Raw genomic sequence first — 17,364 nt, 5'->3', positions numbered from 1 at the left:
GGGGAAAAGTAAACCTGACGGCAAGGTTTTCACCTTATCGGTGTATATGTCTCTCCGGCGAAACATTAAGAACGGGTAAATTGGCTTGGCCCTAACTACGGAAGCCTCTCGCCACAGGCCCTCAGCCATATGGCAATTGCGCCTCTCCTTGTTTATGGCAATGTACGTGTTAGGTGCATCTGCACTATATCCAGAAGTATTCCGTACATCAGCCCTAATCTATTCTCACAAGTTTCTTATTGGCATGCCGGTCTTGTTTATCGGTGGCGTCTGTTGTGCCGCGCTCATCCATGGCCGACGGCAACCGGTTCGCTACGCCCTGGATTTGGTTCAAGGGCGCTGGCGCGGCTGTCTGTTGGTGCTGCTGTTCTTCTTTGCCAGCTTGACCGCGTTCTCCACCTACAAGATCGCCATCCCGTCCGTCGTCCCATACTATGCCGACCACTGGTTAGCCGACGCTGATGAATGGTTGCACGGGATGCCGCCGTGGGAGATCGCCCATAAGCTCGACAGCAACGGGTGGTCGCTCGTCGTCTTCAACAGCTATGAAGTCATTTGGTTCTACCAGTGGTTCGGCACCATCCTTTTCGTGGCGCTCTGGTCGGACGAGATTGCGCGCATCCGCTATCTCAGCGCGGCAGCGCTGACGTTGTGCATCCTCGGAACTGTCTTGGCTTTGGCGCTGGCATCGGTCGGGCCGGTTTACTACCACCAGTTTGTTGGCGTGGATCGCTTCCACGGATTGAATGCCGCCTTGGACAGACTGGACCATAATTACATGGTGCGGGAACCCGCAGCATATCTCCTGATGGCTTACCGGAGTGGCCGGCCAAGCCTTGGCGGCGGCATCTCGGCCATGCCAAGCATGCATGTCGCCTTTGCCGCACTGAACGCCTATTTGCTGTCCTCGATCAATCTCTGGCTGGGCGCTCTGGGTTGGGCGTTTGCAGCCCTGATCCTGTACGGATCGGTGTACACTGGATGGCACTATGCCCTGGACGGCTACGTATCGATCGCTGCTGTATCTGTGATCTGGTGGGCAACCGGACGCCTGGTGCGCGAATAATTATCCACGCAAACCGCATATATGGCTACGCGCCGATGGCGTTTTCGCATCGGCCAAACTCGCGATCGCGGGCAAAAAAGCCTCGCGCCTGACAAAGACGCTCTTTGCCGTGCTCGAACTCAACGGGGCGCTTTCGAATTTAATGGTGCGGTCGAGAAGACTCGAACTTCCACGGGTTGCCCCACAGCGACCTCAACGCTGCGCGTCTACCAATTCCGCCACGACCGCACGTGGTAGGAGCCAGAACGAACCGGCCCGCGGCGTGTAGCAAATCGTTTCCGGTGAAACAAGTGCGCGGCCAGCAATAATCGGCCGGATATCGGCTTAACTCTGCAAAGCGCCGAACGTGCCCGGAACTGGACGTTTGTACCGATTGCCGCCATATGAGGGGCGAGACGAGATATCATGACAGAACGCAGCCAGATCGCCACGTCGTTCCTGCCCTCGCCCGGCTCGGCGCCGGTCGAATGGCGCATTGAGCCCGGGCTCACCGCCTATCCCGATGCGCTCGCCGTGATGGAGGCGCGCGCCGAAGCAATCCGCAGCGGCGCGGCTGGCGAGATGGTCTGGCTGGTCGAGCATCCGCCGCTCTATACCGCCGGCACCAGCGCCCGTTTCGAGGACCTGATCGAGCCGGACCGCTTCCCGGTCTTTGCCGCCGGGCGCGGCGGCGAATACACCTATCATGGGCCGGGCCAGCGCGTCGCCTATGTCATGCTCGACCTCAAGCGGCGGCGCGAGGATGTCCGCGCCTTCGTCGCGGCACTCGAACAATGGATCATCGGCACGCTGGCCGCCTTCAACGTACGCGGCGAACGCCGCGAGGACCGCGTCGGCGTCTGGGTGGTGCGGCCGGATCGCCCCGCTTTGCCCGACGGCTCGGTCGCCGAGGACAAGATCGCTGCCATCGGCATCAGGCTGAGGCGCTGGGTGAGCTTTCACGGCATTGCCATCAATGTCGAGCCGGATCTCGGCCATTTCAGCGGCATCGTGCCGTGCGGCGTCCAGGATCACGGCGTCACCAGCCTCATCGATCTCGGCCTTCCCGTAACAATGGCCGATCTCGACCTGGCGCTGAAATCAGCCTTCGAAGATGTCTTCGGCCCGGCAGCGCCTTTGCAGGTCGAGGCGGCCCGCAAAGTCGGCTGACAGAACCTCACTGAAGACCGTAGTCCTACGCTGCGCCCCTCGCCTCCGCGAAGAACGGGTCGTCAGCGTTCGAGCCATGTCTTTCAGCGCATCCTCACATCGCGCCGATCCAGATTGCCATGGAAATGAGGAACGTGCTCATGCACACCAGCGAAACGACATCCTGAACAAGATCGGTCATAACTCTCTCCTGTTGTTAGTATGTTCGTATTTTGTTCTAATTTTGTTCGAATGTCAACGATCGCAATCCCGGCATGGCCGGAATTGCGTGCGGTCAATTTCGGCAGGGTTAAGAAAGGGTTGAGAGGCAGATTGCCGACGGTTTCGGGCCGAGAGCGCGCACGAAAAATAGCGGACGGCGCACGCCAGTTCGCAGGCCGGCATCACCTCGGTCTTAGCACACCCTAAAGCGGGACGACCTTGCCGTCGGCAAGCGTCACACGGCGATCCATGCGCGAGGCAAGCTCGTGATTATGGGTGGCGATCAGCGCCGCCAGGCCGGATTGCCGGACCAGCGCTGCCAGCGCCTCGAACACATAGGAAGCAGTCACCGGGTCGAGGTTGCCGGTCGGCTCGTCGGCCAAAAGCACCAGCGGTGCGTTGGCGACGGCGCGCGCAATGGCGACGCGCTGCTGCTCGCCGCCGGAGAGCTCGGAAGGGCGATGCTGCGCCCGCTTGCCGATCTGCATGTAGTCGAGCAATTGCGCCGCCCGCTCGGCCGCCTCCTTGCGCGCCAGCCCTTTTATCAGCTGCGGCATCATGATGTTTTCCAGCGCCGAGAATTCAGGCAGCAAATGATGGAACTGGTAGACGAAGCCGACATCGTTGCGGCGGATCGCCGTGCGCTCGTCGTCGGAAAGCCGGCCGCAGGCGCGCCCCGCCAGGATCACGTCGCCGGCGTCCGGCCGCTCCAGCAGCCCGGCGGTGTGGAGCAGCGTCGACTTGCCGGTGCCCGACGGCGCCACCAGCGCCACCATCTCGCCACGCTTAAGCGAAAAATCGGCGCCGTTCAGGATGGTCAGCTTGCGCGGCCCCTGCACATAGTGCCGTTCGACGCTCTTCAGCTCGATAATGGCCTCGGCCATCATTCGTACCTCAGCGCTTCGACCGGATCGAGCCTGGCCGCCCGCCACGCCGGAAACAGTGTCGCCAGGAACGACAGCGCCAAAGCCATGAGAACGACCGAGATCGTCTCGCTGGCATCCATCCGGGCCGGCAGCTGGCTTAGGAAATAAAGCTCGGGATTGAACAGCCGCTCGTTGGCCAGCCAGGAGAAGAACTGGCGGATGCGCTCGACGTTGAGGCAGATCACGACACCGAGCAGCACGCCGGCGATGGTGCCGACAACGCCGATCGCAGCGCCTGTCATCAGGAAGATGCGCAGGATCGCGCCGCGCGTCGCTCCCATGGTGCGCAGGATGGCGATGTCGTGGCCCTTGTCCTTCACCAGCATGATCAGGCCCGAAATGATGTTGAGGGCCGCCACCAGCACGATCAGCGTCAGGATCATGAACATGACGTTGCGCTCGACCTGCAGCGCGTCGAAGAACGTCTTGTTGCGTTGCCGCCAATCGACAAGGCTGATCGGCCGCTGCGCCGCCTCTTCGACCTTCGGCTTCAGCGCGTCGATATTGTCGGGATTGTCGGTGTAGATCTCGATCGTCTGCGCCCGGCCGTCCATGTTGAAATAAAGCTGCGATTCCGAGAACGGCATGTAAACGATGGAGCTGTCATATTCCGACATGCCGACCTCGAAGATCGCGGTGACCGGATAGCCCTTCATGCGCGGCGTCGTGCCGAGCGGCGTGACGTCGCCCTCGGGCGAGATCAGCGTGATCGTATCGCCAAGCACAAGGCCGAGATTCTCGGCCATGCGGCTGCCGATGGCGACGCCCTCGCCGGTGTCGAAGCCGACGATCGAGCCCTCCTTGATGTTGTTGGCGACGATGGTGATCTTGCCGAGGTCCTCGCCGCGTATGCCGCGCACCAGCGCGCCGGTGCCGCCGCCGACATTGCCTTGCGCCAGCACCTGCCCGTCGATCAGCGGAATGGCGTATTTGACGCCGGGCACGCCGTTGATGCGGCCGGCGACCTGGGCATAGTCCTCCAGCGGCATGTCGAGCGGCTGCACGATCAGGTGCCCGTTGACGCCGAGGATGCGCGTCAGCAGTTCGGCGCGAAAGCCGTTCATGACCGCCATGACGACGATCAGCGTGGCAACGCCCAGCATGATGCCGAGGAAGGAGATCGAGGCGATGACCGAGATCACCGTCTCCTTGCGGCGCGAGCGCAGATAGCGCCACGCAACCATACGCTCAAAGCCGGAAAAGGGTCCTGCCCCCGAAGGTTTGGCTGCTGCCGCTTCGTTCATGCGGCGGCACCGAAACGCTTTTTCACGTCGCCGATCGGCAGCGTCTCGCGCTCGCCGGTCCTGCGGTTCTTGATCTCGACCTCGCCGGCTGCGACGCCGCGCGGCCCCACGATCACCTGCCACGGAAGTCCGATCAGGTCGGCGGTAGCGAACTTGCCTCCCGGCCGCTGGTCGGTGTCATCGTAGAGCACCTCCTTGCCGGCGGCGGCAAAGGCGGCATGCATCTCACCGCAGACGCGGTCGCATTCGGCATCGCCAGCCTTCATGTTGATCAGGCCGATGTCGAACGGCGCCACCGCTTCCGGCCAGATGATGCCGTTATCGTCATGGCTGGCCTCGATAATCGCCGCGACCAGCCGCGACGGACCGATGCCGTAGGAACCGCCAGAGACGAAATGATCCTTGCCGTCCGGCCCGGTCACCTTGGCGCCCATCGGCTTGGAATATTTGTCGCCGAAATGGAAGATATGGCCAACCTCGATGCCGCGCGCCGAGACCTTGTCGGCTTCGGAGAGCTTTTCCCATGCCGCCTCGTCATGCATTTCGTCGGTGGCGGCATAGGGCGTCGTCCATGTCTTGACGATCTCGGCAATCTCGGCGTCATTCGAAAAGTCGGTATTCGCCCCTGGTACATCAAGCGAGAGATAGTCGCGATGGCAAAACACCTGGCTCTCGCCGGTGTCGGCCAGGATGATGAACTCATGGCTGAGGTCGCCGCCGATCGGCCCGGTGTCGGCGCGCATCGGGATCGCCTGCAGCCCCATGCGCGTGAACGTCCTGAGATAGGACACGAACATACAGTTATAAGCGGCCTTGGCGCCTTCATAATCGAGGTCGAAGGAATAGGCGTCCTTCATTAGGAATTCGCGCGAACGCATGACGCCAAAGCGCGGGCGCACCTCGTCGCGAAACTTCCACTGGATATGATAGAGGTTGAGCGGCAGGTCCTTGTAGGACTTGACGTAGGAGCGGAAGATCTCGGTGACCATCTCCTCGTTGGTCGGGCCGTAGAGCATGTCGCGATCTTGCCGGTCCTTGATGCGCAGCATCTCCTTGCCGTAGTCTTCGTAGCGGCCGCTTTCGCGCCACAGCTCGGCCGATTGGATGGTCGGCATCAGGATTTCGAGCGCGCCGGCGCGATTCTGCTCCTCGCGAATGATCCGGCAGACCTTGTCCAGTACCCGCTTGCCGAGCGGCAGCCAGGAGAAGCTGCCTTGCCCCTGCTGGCGGATCATGCCGGCGCGCAGCATCAGCCGATGCGAGACGATCTCGGCCTCGCGCGGATTTTCTTTGAGGATGGGCAGGAAATAGCGCGACAAACGCATGAACTGGTCCGTGAGAGAGGATGGCGGCGCCGGAATCGGCGCAGCGCAGGCTTGCTTGCCCCGGCTTCATAGCCATTTCATGGCGGAATGGAAACCCGGCCCAGGCGCTGCACAGACGCCGCAATTGCCGCACACGGCTTGCTGGGCGTTTCGCAAGCAACGCCTGCCGTACTATTGTGCACTGCAGCACGAGATTGCCTGTTTCCGGGCAAAATTCTTCGTGACATTTTCACCCGCCTTAGGCTAGTGTGCCCCGATAACCGAGAGGGCGGAGAAAAATCTGCCCTCCTACGCGGTCAAAGTCTTGGGAGGATGCGATCTAGGCGCGGTAACTCGCTGCCGCCGGACACCGGAAACAGATCGGACGCGTTTAAATTGCAAGGCCTCGCGCCTTGCATTTTTTTTGTGCAATCATTTGGTTAGCAAGACAGATTGCCAAACTACATGACGTTGCGTCAGCCCAAATCCGGCCCACGGCCTTTACTTGGGTTGACCTTGCTGGCTGAGCTTGATTTCAGGGCGTCGGCATAGGTCTTGGATAGCAGGACATTGGGTAGCCGGCTAATGCGCTGGGCTCTGGTTGAAATCCGGCACGATGTGCGGGATGTCGTCGATGCCGAGACCAAGCCCTCTCGTGATGCCGTAGAAGATGCCCATCAGGACCAGTGTGGCGATCGTCGTGCGCAGTGCGGCGCGCACCATATGCGGTCCGCGCGGCGCGCTCGGAACCGTACCCAGCGTCACATCCTGGTCCTCGTCCTGCGTCCGCATGCTGAACGGCAGGACGGCGAACAACACCACCCACCATGTGGCGAAGAACAGGGCGATGAAAGAGACCCAGCTCATGCTTGCTCCAGTTCGACCAGCGTGCCGAAAAAGTCCTTGGGGTGCAGAAACAATACCGGTTTGCCATGCGCGCCGGTCTTCGGATTGCCATCGCCCAGCACGCGCGCGCCGCTGGCCTTGAGACGGTCGCGCGCCGCAACAATGTCGTCAACCTCGTAGCAGACATGGTGCATGCCGCCGGACGGATTCTTCTCGAGGAATGCCGCGATCGGCGAGCCTTCGCCGAGCGGCTCCAGCAACTCGATCCTGGTATTGCCGACGTCGACGAACACCACCGTCACGCCATGCTCCGGCAGCGCCTGCGGCGCGGTCACGCGGGCGCCAAGCGTATCCCGATAGGCCGCCGCCGCCGCAGCCAGATCCGGCACGGCAAGCGCGACATGGTTGAGGCGTCCGAGCATTGACTGCGTCCTTAGGGCAGTAAGGCAATAGGGCAGTATGGGAGTAGGGAAAACTACTTTCTCCCCTACTGCCGTACTGCCCTACTCCCCTATTCCCTTACCGCGTGACGAACACCGTCACCAGCGGCTTCTTGCCCCAGGCTTCGTTGGCCGCGCCGCGCACCGCGCGCCGCACCGCCTCCTGGACCAGGTCGAGGTCTTTTCGGCGCTGGCGGGGGATGGAGTCCACGGCGCCGATTGCCGCATCGATCATCAGGTCTTCCAGGCTCTCGCCGCTGCCATCGGCCTCGGCGACGCCGATGGCGACGAGATCGGGATCGCCGGCGAGTTCGTATTTGTCGTCGAGCACGACATTGACGGCGACGTGGCCGGCGAAGGACAGCTTGCGCCGGTCGCGAATGCCCATCGCCTGGTCGGTGCCGACCAGCCTTCCGTCCTTGTAGATGCGGCCGAACGGCACCTGGTCGATGATCGCAGCCGCACCCGGATAGAGCCTGAGCATGTCGCCGTCGCGCACCTGCGCCACCTGGCCGATGCCGGACGTCGACATCAGCGAGCCCTGCGCCACCAGATGCGCCGCCTCGCCATGCACGGGAACGCCGATCTGCGGCCGCACCCATTCATACATCTTGCGCAATTCGCTGCGGCGCGGATGACCGGAGACATGCACCAGCGCATCGCCGTCCTCAATGATCTTGATGCCGAGATCGATCAGGCGGTTCTTGATCTCGAGGATCGCCTTCTCATTGCCGGGAATGGTGCGCGAGGAAAACACCACCGTGTCGCCGGCAGTCAGCGCCACCGACTTCATCTCGTCGCGCGACAGCTTGGCGAGTGCGGCAAGCGGCTCGCCCTGGCTGCCGGTACAGATGATGACGAGGTTTTCGCGCGGGATGAAGCCGTAATCTTCCTCGGCGATGAATTCCGGCAAGCCGTCCATATAGCCGAGTTCATCAGCCACATCGATGACGCGCTTCATCGAGCGGCCAAGCACCAGGCACTGGCGGCCGGCATCCCGCGCTGCCTTGGCGATGGAGACGATGCGCCCGACATTGGAGGAGAAGCTGGTGACGGCGACACGGCCCTTGGCGTTCTGGATGACGCTCTTGATGCCCTCGCCCACCGCCACTTCGGACGGCGATTCCCCTTCCCGCAACGCATTGGTGGAATCGCAGATCAGCGCCAGCACGCCCTTGTCGCCATAGGCGCGGAAGCGTGACTCGTCGGTCATCGGCCCCACCGTCGGCGCCGGATCGATCTTCCAGTCGCCGGTATGGATGACGACGCCGGCCGGAGTGGTGATCGCCAGCGACATCGGCTCGGGAATGGAGTGCGCGACGGGGATGGCCTCGATCTCGAACGGACCGACGGTGAATTTCTCGCCGGCCCGGTAGATCGTCACCGGAATTTTCGGCGCCCCTTGCTCGCCCTGCCGCTTGGCTTCCAGCAGGCCGGCGCTGAACGGCGTCATCCACACCGGCGCCTTGAGCTTCGGCCAGATGTCGTGCAGCGCACCGTAGTGGTCCTCATGCGCATGGGTGATGACGATCCCGCGCAGATTGGCGACATTCTCCTCGATGAAGCGCGTGTCGGGCAGCACCAGGTCGACGCCGGGCAGGGTTGCATCGGGAAAGGTGACGCCGACATCGACGACGATCCATTCGCGCGCATTGGCCGGGCCATAGCCGTAGAGGGCGAAGTTCATGCCGATCTCACCGACACCGCCGAGCGGCACGAAGACAAGTTCGGCGTTTTCCGCTTTCGCCATGATCTTTCCTTCCTTGCCCGTCAAACTCTTGGGCCGGTCAAATTCAAGCTGGTCAAATACAGGCCAGTCAAACGTATTGGCCAGTCAACCGCCGGCCGAGGCAACCGCGCCGAAATGCACGTCGCCGGCGGCGATCGTCAGAACCGAACCTTCATCGTCGCGGATCACGAAACGGCAGTCCTCGTCAATGGTCTCGAAGGTGCCGCGCACCACATTACCGTCAATTCTGACAGCAACCTGCCCGCCAAGCCCCGCCGCACGCGCCAGCCACCGCTGCCTGACGGCGGCAAGCCCACGCCCTTCGTTCCACAGCCGAGCATTCTCGCTCCATGCATCCGACAGCGCCAGAAACAGCGTCTCGGCATCGCAAGCAGACCCCAGCGCGTTGAGCGACGTCGCTGGATAGGGCAAATCCTCAGGGTATGCCACCACATTGACGCCGATGCCGACAGCCACTGCGGAACGGCCCCCCTCCAGCATCGCCGATTCCAGTAGGATGCCGGCGAGCTTGGCGCCCGAGGCAAGCACATCGTTCGGCCATTTCAGCTCGAAACGGTTCTTGCCTTGGCTCGCACCATCGAGGCCGATCGCGATCCTGCCCTTCGGCACGACAGCGTCGAGCGCGTCGGCCAGCGCCAGTCCGGCAACGAAGCCGAGCGTCGCGGCAAGCCGAAGCTCGGCGTTGGTGATCACCAGCAGCGTCGCTGCCAGATTGCCTTCGGGCGTCGCCCAGGCGCGGCCACGGCGGCCACGCCCGGCTTCCTGCTTTTTTGAGACGACCCAGAGCTTGCCCGGATCGCCGGCCCGCGCGTGCTCCAGCGCCAGCGCATTGGTGGAGCCGACCGTGTCGTGCGCCTCGAGCCGGAACCCTTCCGAAGCCGCGGTTGGAGCCAGCCTGAATGTCATTCCGTCAGAAGAAGGTCTTGGCTGCGGCAGCGGCATAGGTTCCGATCGGGCCGCCGATCAGCACATAGAACAGCACGAAGGCGCCGCAGACGCCGAGCACGACGCGCAGTTCGGTCGCCATCGGAACGAAGCCGCCGACCGGTTCGTCGAACCACATGATCTTGATGATGCGCAGATAATAATAGGCGCCCACCACCGAGGCCAGCACGCCGATGATCGCCAGCGCGTAGAGATTGGCATTGATGGCGGCAAGGAACACGTACCATTTTCCCCAGAAGCCGGCGAGCGGCGGGATACCGGCCAGCGAGAACATCAGGATGGTGAGGATCGTCGCCATGATCGGGTTGGTCGCCGACAGGCCGGCGAGATCACTGATCTGCTCGACATTGCCCTCCTTGCGCCGCATGGCGAGGATGAAGGCGAAGGTGCCGAGCGTCATCACCAGGTAGATCAGCATGTAGATGGCGACGCCACGCACGCCGTCCTGGCTGTTGGCGGCAAGGCCGACCAGCGCATAGCCCATATGGCCGATGGAGGAATAGGCCATCAGCCGCTTGATGTTGGTCTGGCCGATCGCCGCAAAGGCGCCGAGCGCCATCGACGCGATCGAGATGAAGACGATGATCTGCTGCCAGTCGGCGGCGATCGGCTTGAAGGCGCCCATGGTGACGCGCACCATCAGCGCCATCGCCGCCATTTTGGGTGCCGCCGCCAGAAAAGCCGTCACCGGCGTCGGCGCACCTTCATAGACGTCGGGCGTCCACATATGGAACGGCACCGCCGAGATCTTGAAGGCAAGGCCGGCCAGCACGAAAACCAGGCCGAAGACGAGGCCGAGCTGGCGCTCGCCGCCGCTCAGCGCCGCGGCGATCTCCTGGAAGCCGGTATTGCCGGTGTAGCCGTAGACCAGCGAGATGCCGTAAAGCAGCATGCCCGAAGACAGCGCGCCAAGGACGAAATACTTCAGGCCGGCCTCGGTCGAACGCAGACTGTCGCGGTTGATCGCCGCCAGCACGTAGATCGCCAGCGACTGCAGCTCGAGGCCGAGATAGAGCCCGATCATGCCGTTGGCCGAGATCATCAGCATCATGCCGAGCGTGCAGAGCAGGATCAGCACCGGATATTCGAACTTGTCGAAATGCTCCGCCTGGGCAAAGCGGACCGACATGACCAGCGTCACCGCCGAGCCGATTAGCGCCAACACCTTCATGAAGCGGGCGAACGGATCCTGGATGAAGGCTTCGCCATAGGCGTTGCCCTGCCCCGGGGAAAAGATCAGCCAGGCGCCAGCGATCACCAGCACGGCGACGGCAAGGCCGCTCACTGTGACGGTGGTGTTGGCGCGCGAATAGGCGCCGAGCATCAACAGCGCCAAGGCGCCGATGGCGAGGATCAGCTCTGGCGTCGAGAGCGACAGGCTGGAGAGAAGGTCCGGCGTCATGGTTCGCAAAACCCCAGTCAGTTCGCCGCCGCGGTCTGCGCGGCGCCGATGGATGCAGTGACATTGGTGACGAGCGCCTTGACCGATTCGGCCGTCGCGTCGAAGATCGGCGCCGGATAGACGCCGAAGAAGATGACCAGCGCGACCAGCGGATAGATGATCACCTTCTCGCGTGTCGACAGGTCCAGCAGGCCTTTCAGGCTTTCCTTGGTCAATGCGCCGAAGATCACCTTGCGGTAGAGCCAGAGCGCATAGGCCGCCGACAGGATGACGCCGGTGGCGGCGAAGAACGCCACCCAGGTGTTGACCCGGAACACGCCGAGCATGGTCAGGAACTCGCCGACGAAGCCGCTGGTGCCGGGCAGGCCGACATTGGCCATGGTGAAGATCATGAACACGGTTGCATATTTCGGCATGTTGTTGACCAACCCGCCATAGGCGTCGATGTCACGCGTGTGCATGCGGTCGTAGACGACGCCGACGCAGAGGAACAGCGCGCCTGAGACCAGGCCGTGCGAAAGCATCTGGAAGATCGAACCCTGGACGCCTTCCTGGTTCATCGCGAAGATGCCCATGGTAACGAAGCCCATGTGGGCGACCGACGAATAGGCGATCAGCTTCTTCATGTCCTCCTGCATCAGCGCCACCAGCGAGGTGTAGATGATGGCGACGACGGAGAGCGTGAAGATCAGCGGCGCGAACATTTCGGATGCGATCGGAAACATCGGCAGCGAAAAACGCAGGAAGCCATATCCGCCCATCTTGAGCAGGATGGCGGCCAGGATCACCGAGCCGGCCGTCGGCGCTTCGACATGGGCGTCCGGCAGCCAGGTATGCACCGGCCACATCGGCATCTTCACCGCAAAGGAAGCGAAGAAGGCAAGCCATAGCCAGGTCTGCATATTGGCCGGGAAGTTGTGGGTCAGAAGCGTCGGGATGTCGGTGGTGCCGGACTGGAAGAACATCGCCATGATGGCGAGCAGCATCAGCACCGAGCCGGCCAGCGTATAGAGGAAGAACTTGAACGAGGCATAGACGCGCCGCTTGCCGCCCCACACGCCGATGATGAGGAACATCGGGATCAGGCCGGCTTCGAAGAAGACGTAGAACAAGACGATGTCGAGCGCGCAGAACACGCCGATCATCAGCGTCTCGAGCAACAGGAAGGCGATCATGTAAGCCTTGACGCGCTTCTCGATCGATTCCCACGAAGCGAGGATGCAGAGCGGCATCAGGAAGGTGGTCAGGATGACGAACAGCATGGAGATGCCGTCTACGCCCATATGGTAGGAGATGCCGGAATCCAGCCAGGCAAACTTCTCGACGAACTGGAAGCCGGGCTGCGAATTGTCGAAGCCGGTCCAGATGAACAGCGAAACCACGAAGGTGAAGGCGGTCGTGAACAGCGCAATGGCGCGGATGTTGCGGCGCGCATTGTCGCTGTCGTCACGCACGAAAAGGATGAGCAACACACCAACCAGCGGCAGGAAGGTGACCAGCGATAGGATCGGCCAGGCGGTCATCAGAGCATCATCCAGGTGACGAGTGCGGCAACGCCGATCAGCATGGCGAAGGCATAGTGATAGAGATAGCCGGTCTGCAGCTTGACGACGCGGTTGGTGACGTCGACGACGCGCGCCGAGATGCCGTCCGGCCCGAGCCCGTCGATGATAGTGCCGTCGCCGGTCTTCCACAGGAAGCTGCCGAGGCGCTTTGCCGGCCGCACGAACAGGAAGTCGTAGAGCTCGTCGAAATACCATTTGTTGAGCAGGAAGGCGTAGAGCAGGCGATGGTTGGCCGCGACGCTCCGAGGCATTTCCGGCGCGCGAATGTAGAATTGCCAGGCTATCGCAAAGCCGATCAGCATGGCGATGAACGGCGCGAGCTCGACCCAAAGCGGCAGTTCGTGGATCTCGTGCAGGATGTGGTTGTCAGGCAGCGTGAACAGCGACACCTTCCAGAATTCGGCATAGCCCTCGCCGATGAAGGCGCCGTGGAAGATCACGCCGGCGAACAGGGCGCCTGCCGCCAGGATGAACAGCGGCACCAGCATGACCGGCGGCGATTCATGGACATGGTGCATCACCTCATGGCTGGCCCGCGGCTCGCCATGGAAGGTCATGAAGATCAGCCGCCAGGAATAGAAGGAGGTGAAGCAGGCGGCAACGACCAGCAATATGAAGGCAAACCCGGCGACCGCATTGTGGCTGGCAAAAGCGGCTTCGATGATGGCGTCCTTGGAGAAGAAACCGGCCGTGCCGATGATCGTCACCGGGATGCCGACGCCGGTCAGCGCCAACGTGCCGATCACCATCATCCAGTAGGTCGTCGGGATGAGCGTCCTCAGGCCGCCCATCTTGCGCATGTCCTGCTCGTCGGAGACGGCGTGGATGACCGAACCCGAGCCGAGGAACAGTAGCGCCTTGAAGAAGGCGTGCGTGAACAGATGGAAGATCGCCGCGCCATAGGCGCCGACGCCGAGCGCCACGAACATGTAGCCGAGCTGCGAACAGGTCGAATAGGCGATGACACGCTTGATGTCGTTCTGGACGAGGCCAACTGTCGCCGCGAAGAAGGCGGTGAAGGCGCCGATGAAGGTGACCACGGTCAGCGCCGAATGCGACAGCTCGAACAGCGGCGACAGCCGCGCCAGCATGAACACGCCTGCCGTCACCATGGTAGCGGCATGGATCAGCGCCGAGACCGGCGTCGGGCCTTCCATGGCATCCGGCAGCCAGGTGTGCAGCGGCACCTGCGCCGACTTGCCCATGGCGCCCATGAACAGGAGCAGGCAGACGACTGTCATCGCGGCTTGCTTATCAAGCGCATAGCCGAGGAAGGTCAGTACGGCCGGACCCTGCTGCGCGCCTTCGGCCGGAATGAACGTCGCCGCATTGGCGAAGATGGTGCCGAGATTGACCGAGCCGAAAAGCACGAACACGCCGAATATGCCAAGCGCGAAGCCGAAATCGCCGACGCGGTTGACGACGAAGGCCTTGATCGCAGCCGCATTGGCCGACGGCTTCTTGTACCAGAAGCCGATCAGCAGATAGGAGGCCAGACCGACACCTTCCCAGCCGAAGAACATCTGCACGAGGTTGTCGGCCGTCACCAGCATCAGCATGGCGAAGGTGAACAGCGACAGATAAGCGAAGAAGCGGGGCCGGTCCGGGTCGTGATGCATGTAGCCGATCGAGTAGATATGGACCAGCGCCGACACCGTATTGACGACGACCAGCATCACTACGGTCAGCGTGTCGATCCGCAGCGCCCACGACGCTTCGAGGCCTCCCGACTGGATCCAGCGCATCACCGGCACGGTGAACACCTCGCCGCCGCCGAAGCCGACCGAGAAGAAGGCGACCCACGACAGCACAGCCGCGATCACCAGGAAGCTGGAGGTGATGTATTCGGAAGCCTTGGCGCCGAGCGAGGTGCCGAACAGGCCGACGATCAGGAAGCCGAGCAGCGGAAGGAAGACGATGGCCTGATACATGGTGGTTCCGTCAACCCTTCATCATGTTCACGTCTTCAACCGCGATCGAGCCGCGGTTGCGGAAGAAGACGACGAGAATGGCAAGGCCGATCGCCGCCTCGGCCGCCGCGACGGTCAGCACGAACAGTGCGAACACCTGGCCGACCAGATCGCCGAGCGCCGCCGAAAAGGCGACGAAATTGATGTTGACCGCAAGCAGGATCAGCTCGATCGACATCAGGATGACGATGACGTTCCTACGGTTCAGGAAGATGCCGAACACGCCGAGCGTGAACAGGATCGCCGATACGGTCAGGTAGTGCGCGATGCCGACGACCATCTCAGACTCCTTCGCCCGTCTTGACCTTGCGGATTTCCACTCCGGTTACCGGCGTGCGGCCGACCTGGGCGGCGATCGACTGCCGCTTGACGCCCGGCTTGTGGCGCAGCGTCAGCACGATGGCGCCGATCATGGCGACCAGCAGCACCAGCCCCGCCACCTGGAAGTAATAGAGGTAATCCGTATAGAGGATGTCGCCGAGCGCCGCCGTGTTGGAGCGCGCGGCCAGGTCCGGGATGGGCTTCGAAACCGTCGCCGCCAGTTTCGGCGCAAATGTGTAGCCGCCGAGCACGATGATCAGCTCCGCTGCCAGGATCAGGCCGACCAGCGCGCCGATCGGCGCGTATTGCAGGGCGCCTTCCTTCATCTCGGCGAAATCGACGTCGAGCATCATCACGACGAACAGGAACAGCACCATAACCGCGCCGACATAGACGACGAGCAGGATCATCGCCAGGAACTCGGCGCCGGTCAGCATGAACAGGCCGGCGGCGTTGAAGAAGGTCAGGATCAGGAACAGCACCGAATGCACAGGATTGCGCGCCGAAATGACCATGAACGCCGACGCCACCGCGACAAAGGCGAAGAGGTAGAAAAAGGCCGCCTCTAGTCCACTCAGCATGGGTTCCCCCGGGTTTCCTGTCCGAACAGGACATTCGTCCTGTTTTTTGCCACCGCCTCCGGCCGGCAAGTTGCGTGTTCCTTAAACGAGGCCCCTCGCCCCGTCCATGCGTCAAATATCAGCGGTAAGGCGCATCCAGCGAGATGTTGCGCGCAAGTTCACGCTCCCAGCGGTCGCCATTGGCCAGAAGCCTGTCCTTGTCGTAATAAAGCTCCTCGCGCGTCTCCGTCGCGAATTCGAAATTCGGCCCCTCGACGATAGCGTCGACCGGGCAGGCTTCCTGGCAGAAGCCGCAATAAATGCATTTCACCATGTCGATGTCGTAGCGCACGGTGCGCCGCGTGCCGTCATTGCGGCGCGGGCCGGCTTCGATGGTAATGGCCTGCGCCGGGCAGATCGCCTCGCACAATTTGCAGGCGATGCAACGTTCCTCGCCGTTCGGATAGCGGCGCAGCGCATGTTCGCCACGGAAGCGCGGGCTGACCGGCCCCTTCTCATGCGGATAATTGATCGTCTCCTTCGGCGCGAAGAACTGGCGCATCGACAGGAAGAAAGCACTGACGAAATCCTGCAATAGCAGTGACTTGGCGGCCTGGGACAATGCTGACATCAGGCAAACCCCGTGATCTTGAGGAAGGCGGCGGTGGCGACCACCATGAACAGCGAGATCGGCAGGAAGACCTTCCAGCCGAGCCGCATCAGCTGGTCGTAGCGATAGCGCGGCACGAACGCCTTCACCATCGAGAACATGAAGAACACCAGGCAGACCTTGAGCACGAACCAGATCAGCCCCGGCACCCAGGTGAACGGCGCGAAATTGAAGGGCGGCAGCCAGCCGCCAAGGAACAGGATGGTGGCCAGTGCGCACATCAGGACGACGGCGACATATTCGCCCAGGAAGAACAACAGGAACGGCGTCGAGGAATATTCGACCATATGGCCGGCGACGAGTTCCGATTCGGCTTCCACGAGGTCGAAGGGCGGACGGTTGGTTTCCGCCAGCGCCGAGATGAAGAAGACGATGAACATCGGAAACAGGGACAGCCAATGCCAGTCGAGGAAGGTATTGGGCAGGCCGATCCTCGTGCCCAGCCCATCCTGCTGCGACAAAACGATATCGGTCAGGTTGAGCGAGCCGACGCAAAGCAGCACGGTGACGATGACGAAACCGATGGAGACTTCGTAGGACACCATCTGCGCCGCCGAGCGCAGCGCACCGAGGAACGGGTATTTCGAATTGGACGCCCAGCCGCCCATGATCACGCCATAGACCTCGAGCGAGGAGATGGCGAAGACGTAGAGGATGCCGACATTGACGTTGGCGATGGCCCAGCCCTCATTGACCGGGATCACCGCCCAGGCTGAGATCGCAAGCACCGCCGACACCAGCGGCGCCAGCAGGAAAACGCCCTTGTTGGCGCCGGACGGAATCACCGGCTCCTTGAAGACGAATTTCAAAAGGTCAGCGAAGGCCTGCAGCGTGCCCCATGGGCCGACGACGTTCGGTCCGCGGCGCAATTGCACCGCCGCCCAGATCTTGCGGTCGGCGTAAAGCACATAGGCGACGAAGATCAACAGAACGACGATCAGCACGACCGACTTCAAAAGGATCAGCAGCGCCGGCAGCACGTAGAAGGAGAAGAAGGTGTCCATG

General features: G+C 62.2%; 16 protein-coding genes and 1 tRNA gene. 2 read left to right on the top strand and 15 right to left on the bottom strand.

Annotated elements, in window-relative coordinates:
* Window positions 1-244: 244 nt before the first annotated feature.
* Window positions 245-1,066 carry a phosphatase PAP2 family protein gene (locus NKH05_RS15935; RefSeq protein ID WP_023720728.1) on the top strand — a complete coding sequence of 274 codons (822 nt, stop codon included), beginning with the start codon at window positions 245-247 and terminating at the stop codon, window positions 1,064-1,066.
* 143 nt (window positions 1,067-1,209) lie between these two features.
* Here NKH05_RS15935 and NKH05_RS15930 read toward each other — a convergent pair.
* Window positions 1,210-1,294 (bottom strand) — tRNA-Leu (locus tag NKH05_RS15930).
* 177 nt (window positions 1,295-1,471) lie between these two features.
* On the opposite strand from NKH05_RS15930, the gene lipB reads away from it, so the two are divergent.
* Window positions 1,472-2,215: a lipoyl(octanoyl) transferase LipB gene (gene lipB, locus NKH05_RS15925; protein WP_352483062.1), complete on the top strand. Its 744-nt coding sequence runs from the start codon at window positions 1,472-1,474 to the stop codon at window positions 2,213-2,215.
* Window positions 2,216-2,619: 404 nt separating this feature from the next.
* Here the strand turns inward: lipB and NKH05_RS15920 are convergent, their stop codons facing one another.
* The 14 genes from NKH05_RS15920 to nuoH form a co-directional block, all read right to left on the bottom strand.
* On the bottom strand, window positions 2,620-3,303 hold the full coding sequence (locus NKH05_RS15920) for an ABC transporter ATP-binding protein (RefSeq protein ID WP_023720730.1): 684 nt from the start codon (window positions 3,301-3,303) through the stop codon (window positions 2,620-2,622).
* Entirely contained in the window at window positions 3,300-4,586 is a 1,287-nt protein-coding gene (locus NKH05_RS15915) for a lipoprotein-releasing ABC transporter permease subunit (RefSeq protein ID WP_352855245.1), read from the bottom strand. The genes NKH05_RS15920 and NKH05_RS15915 overlap by 4 nt, the downstream gene beginning before the upstream one ends.
* Window positions 4,583-5,911 carry a proline--tRNA ligase gene (gene proS, locus NKH05_RS15910; protein ID WP_352855244.1) on the bottom strand — a complete coding sequence of 443 codons (1,329 nt, stop codon included), beginning with the start codon at window positions 5,909-5,911 and terminating at the stop codon, window positions 4,583-4,585. The genes NKH05_RS15915 and proS overlap by 4 nt, the downstream gene beginning before the upstream one ends.
* A 561-nt stretch (window positions 5,912-6,472) precedes the next feature.
* Entirely contained in the window at window positions 6,473-6,757 is a 285-nt protein-coding gene (locus tag NKH05_RS15905; protein WP_023720733.1) for a DUF1467 family protein, read from the bottom strand.
* On the bottom strand, window positions 6,754-7,158 hold the full coding sequence (gene mce, locus NKH05_RS15900) for a methylmalonyl-CoA epimerase (RefSeq protein WP_352483057.1): 405 nt from the start codon (window positions 7,156-7,158) through the stop codon (window positions 6,754-6,756). The genes NKH05_RS15905 and mce overlap by 4 nt, the downstream gene beginning before the upstream one ends.
* Before the next feature lie 97 nt (window positions 7,159-7,255).
* Window positions 7,256-8,926, bottom strand: a complete 1,671-nt coding sequence (locus NKH05_RS15895) for a ribonuclease J (RefSeq protein ID WP_023720735.1) — start codon at window positions 8,924-8,926, stop codon at window positions 7,256-7,258.
* An 84-nt stretch (window positions 8,927-9,010) separates the two neighbouring features.
* Entirely contained in the window at window positions 9,011-9,832 is an 822-nt protein-coding gene (locus NKH05_RS15890; RefSeq protein WP_352855243.1) for a biotin--[acetyl-CoA-carboxylase] ligase, read from the bottom strand.
* Between the two features lie 4 nt (window positions 9,833-9,836).
* A complete protein-coding gene (gene nuoN / locus NKH05_RS15885) occupies window positions 9,837-11,273 on the bottom strand; it encodes an NADH-quinone oxidoreductase subunit NuoN (RefSeq protein WP_023720737.1) in 1,437 nt (478 codons plus the stop codon).
* A 17-nt stretch (window positions 11,274-11,290) separates the two neighbouring features.
* Window positions 11,291-12,796 (bottom strand): NADH-quinone oxidoreductase subunit M, encoded by a 1,506-nt coding sequence (locus NKH05_RS15880; protein ID WP_353025736.1) that lies wholly within the window; start codon window positions 12,794-12,796, stop codon window positions 11,291-11,293.
* Window positions 12,796-14,769 (bottom strand): NADH-quinone oxidoreductase subunit L, encoded by a 1,974-nt coding sequence (gene nuoL / locus NKH05_RS15875; protein ID WP_352855241.1) that lies wholly within the window; start codon window positions 14,767-14,769, stop codon window positions 12,796-12,798. Before nuoL ends, NKH05_RS15880 begins: the two co-directional genes overlap by 1 nt.
* A gap of 10 nt (window positions 14,770-14,779) precedes the next feature.
* Complete coding sequence (nuoK, locus tag NKH05_RS15870) at window positions 14,780-15,088, bottom strand: NADH-quinone oxidoreductase subunit NuoK (protein WP_023676620.1); 309 nt, start codon at window positions 15,086-15,088, stop codon at window positions 14,780-14,782.
* 1 nt (window position 15,089) lies between these two features.
* Window positions 15,090-15,710 carry an NADH-quinone oxidoreductase subunit J gene (locus tag NKH05_RS15865; RefSeq protein ID WP_352483053.1) on the bottom strand — a complete coding sequence of 207 codons (621 nt, stop codon included), beginning with the start codon at window positions 15,708-15,710 and terminating at the stop codon, window positions 15,090-15,092.
* Between the two features lie 118 nt (window positions 15,711-15,828).
* On the bottom strand, window positions 15,829-16,320 hold the full coding sequence (nuoI, locus tag NKH05_RS15860; RefSeq protein WP_023676622.1) for an NADH-quinone oxidoreductase subunit NuoI: 492 nt from the start codon (window positions 16,318-16,320) through the stop codon (window positions 15,829-15,831).
* Window positions 16,320-17,363, bottom strand: a complete 1,044-nt coding sequence (gene nuoH, locus NKH05_RS15855; protein WP_352483051.1) for an NADH-quinone oxidoreductase subunit NuoH — start codon at window positions 17,361-17,363, stop codon at window positions 16,320-16,322. The genes nuoI and nuoH overlap by 1 nt, the downstream gene beginning before the upstream one ends.
* Between the last annotated feature and the right edge of the window lies 1 nt (window position 17,364).

It is taken from the genome of Mesorhizobium sp. M1399, assembly GCF_040317735.1.
In the GTDB taxonomy this organism is placed as follows: domain Bacteria; phylum Pseudomonadota; class Alphaproteobacteria; order Rhizobiales; family Rhizobiaceae; genus Mesorhizobium.
The sequence above is the reverse complement of the archived record's forward strand: the minus strand, read 5'-3'. Positions and strand labels throughout refer to the sequence as shown.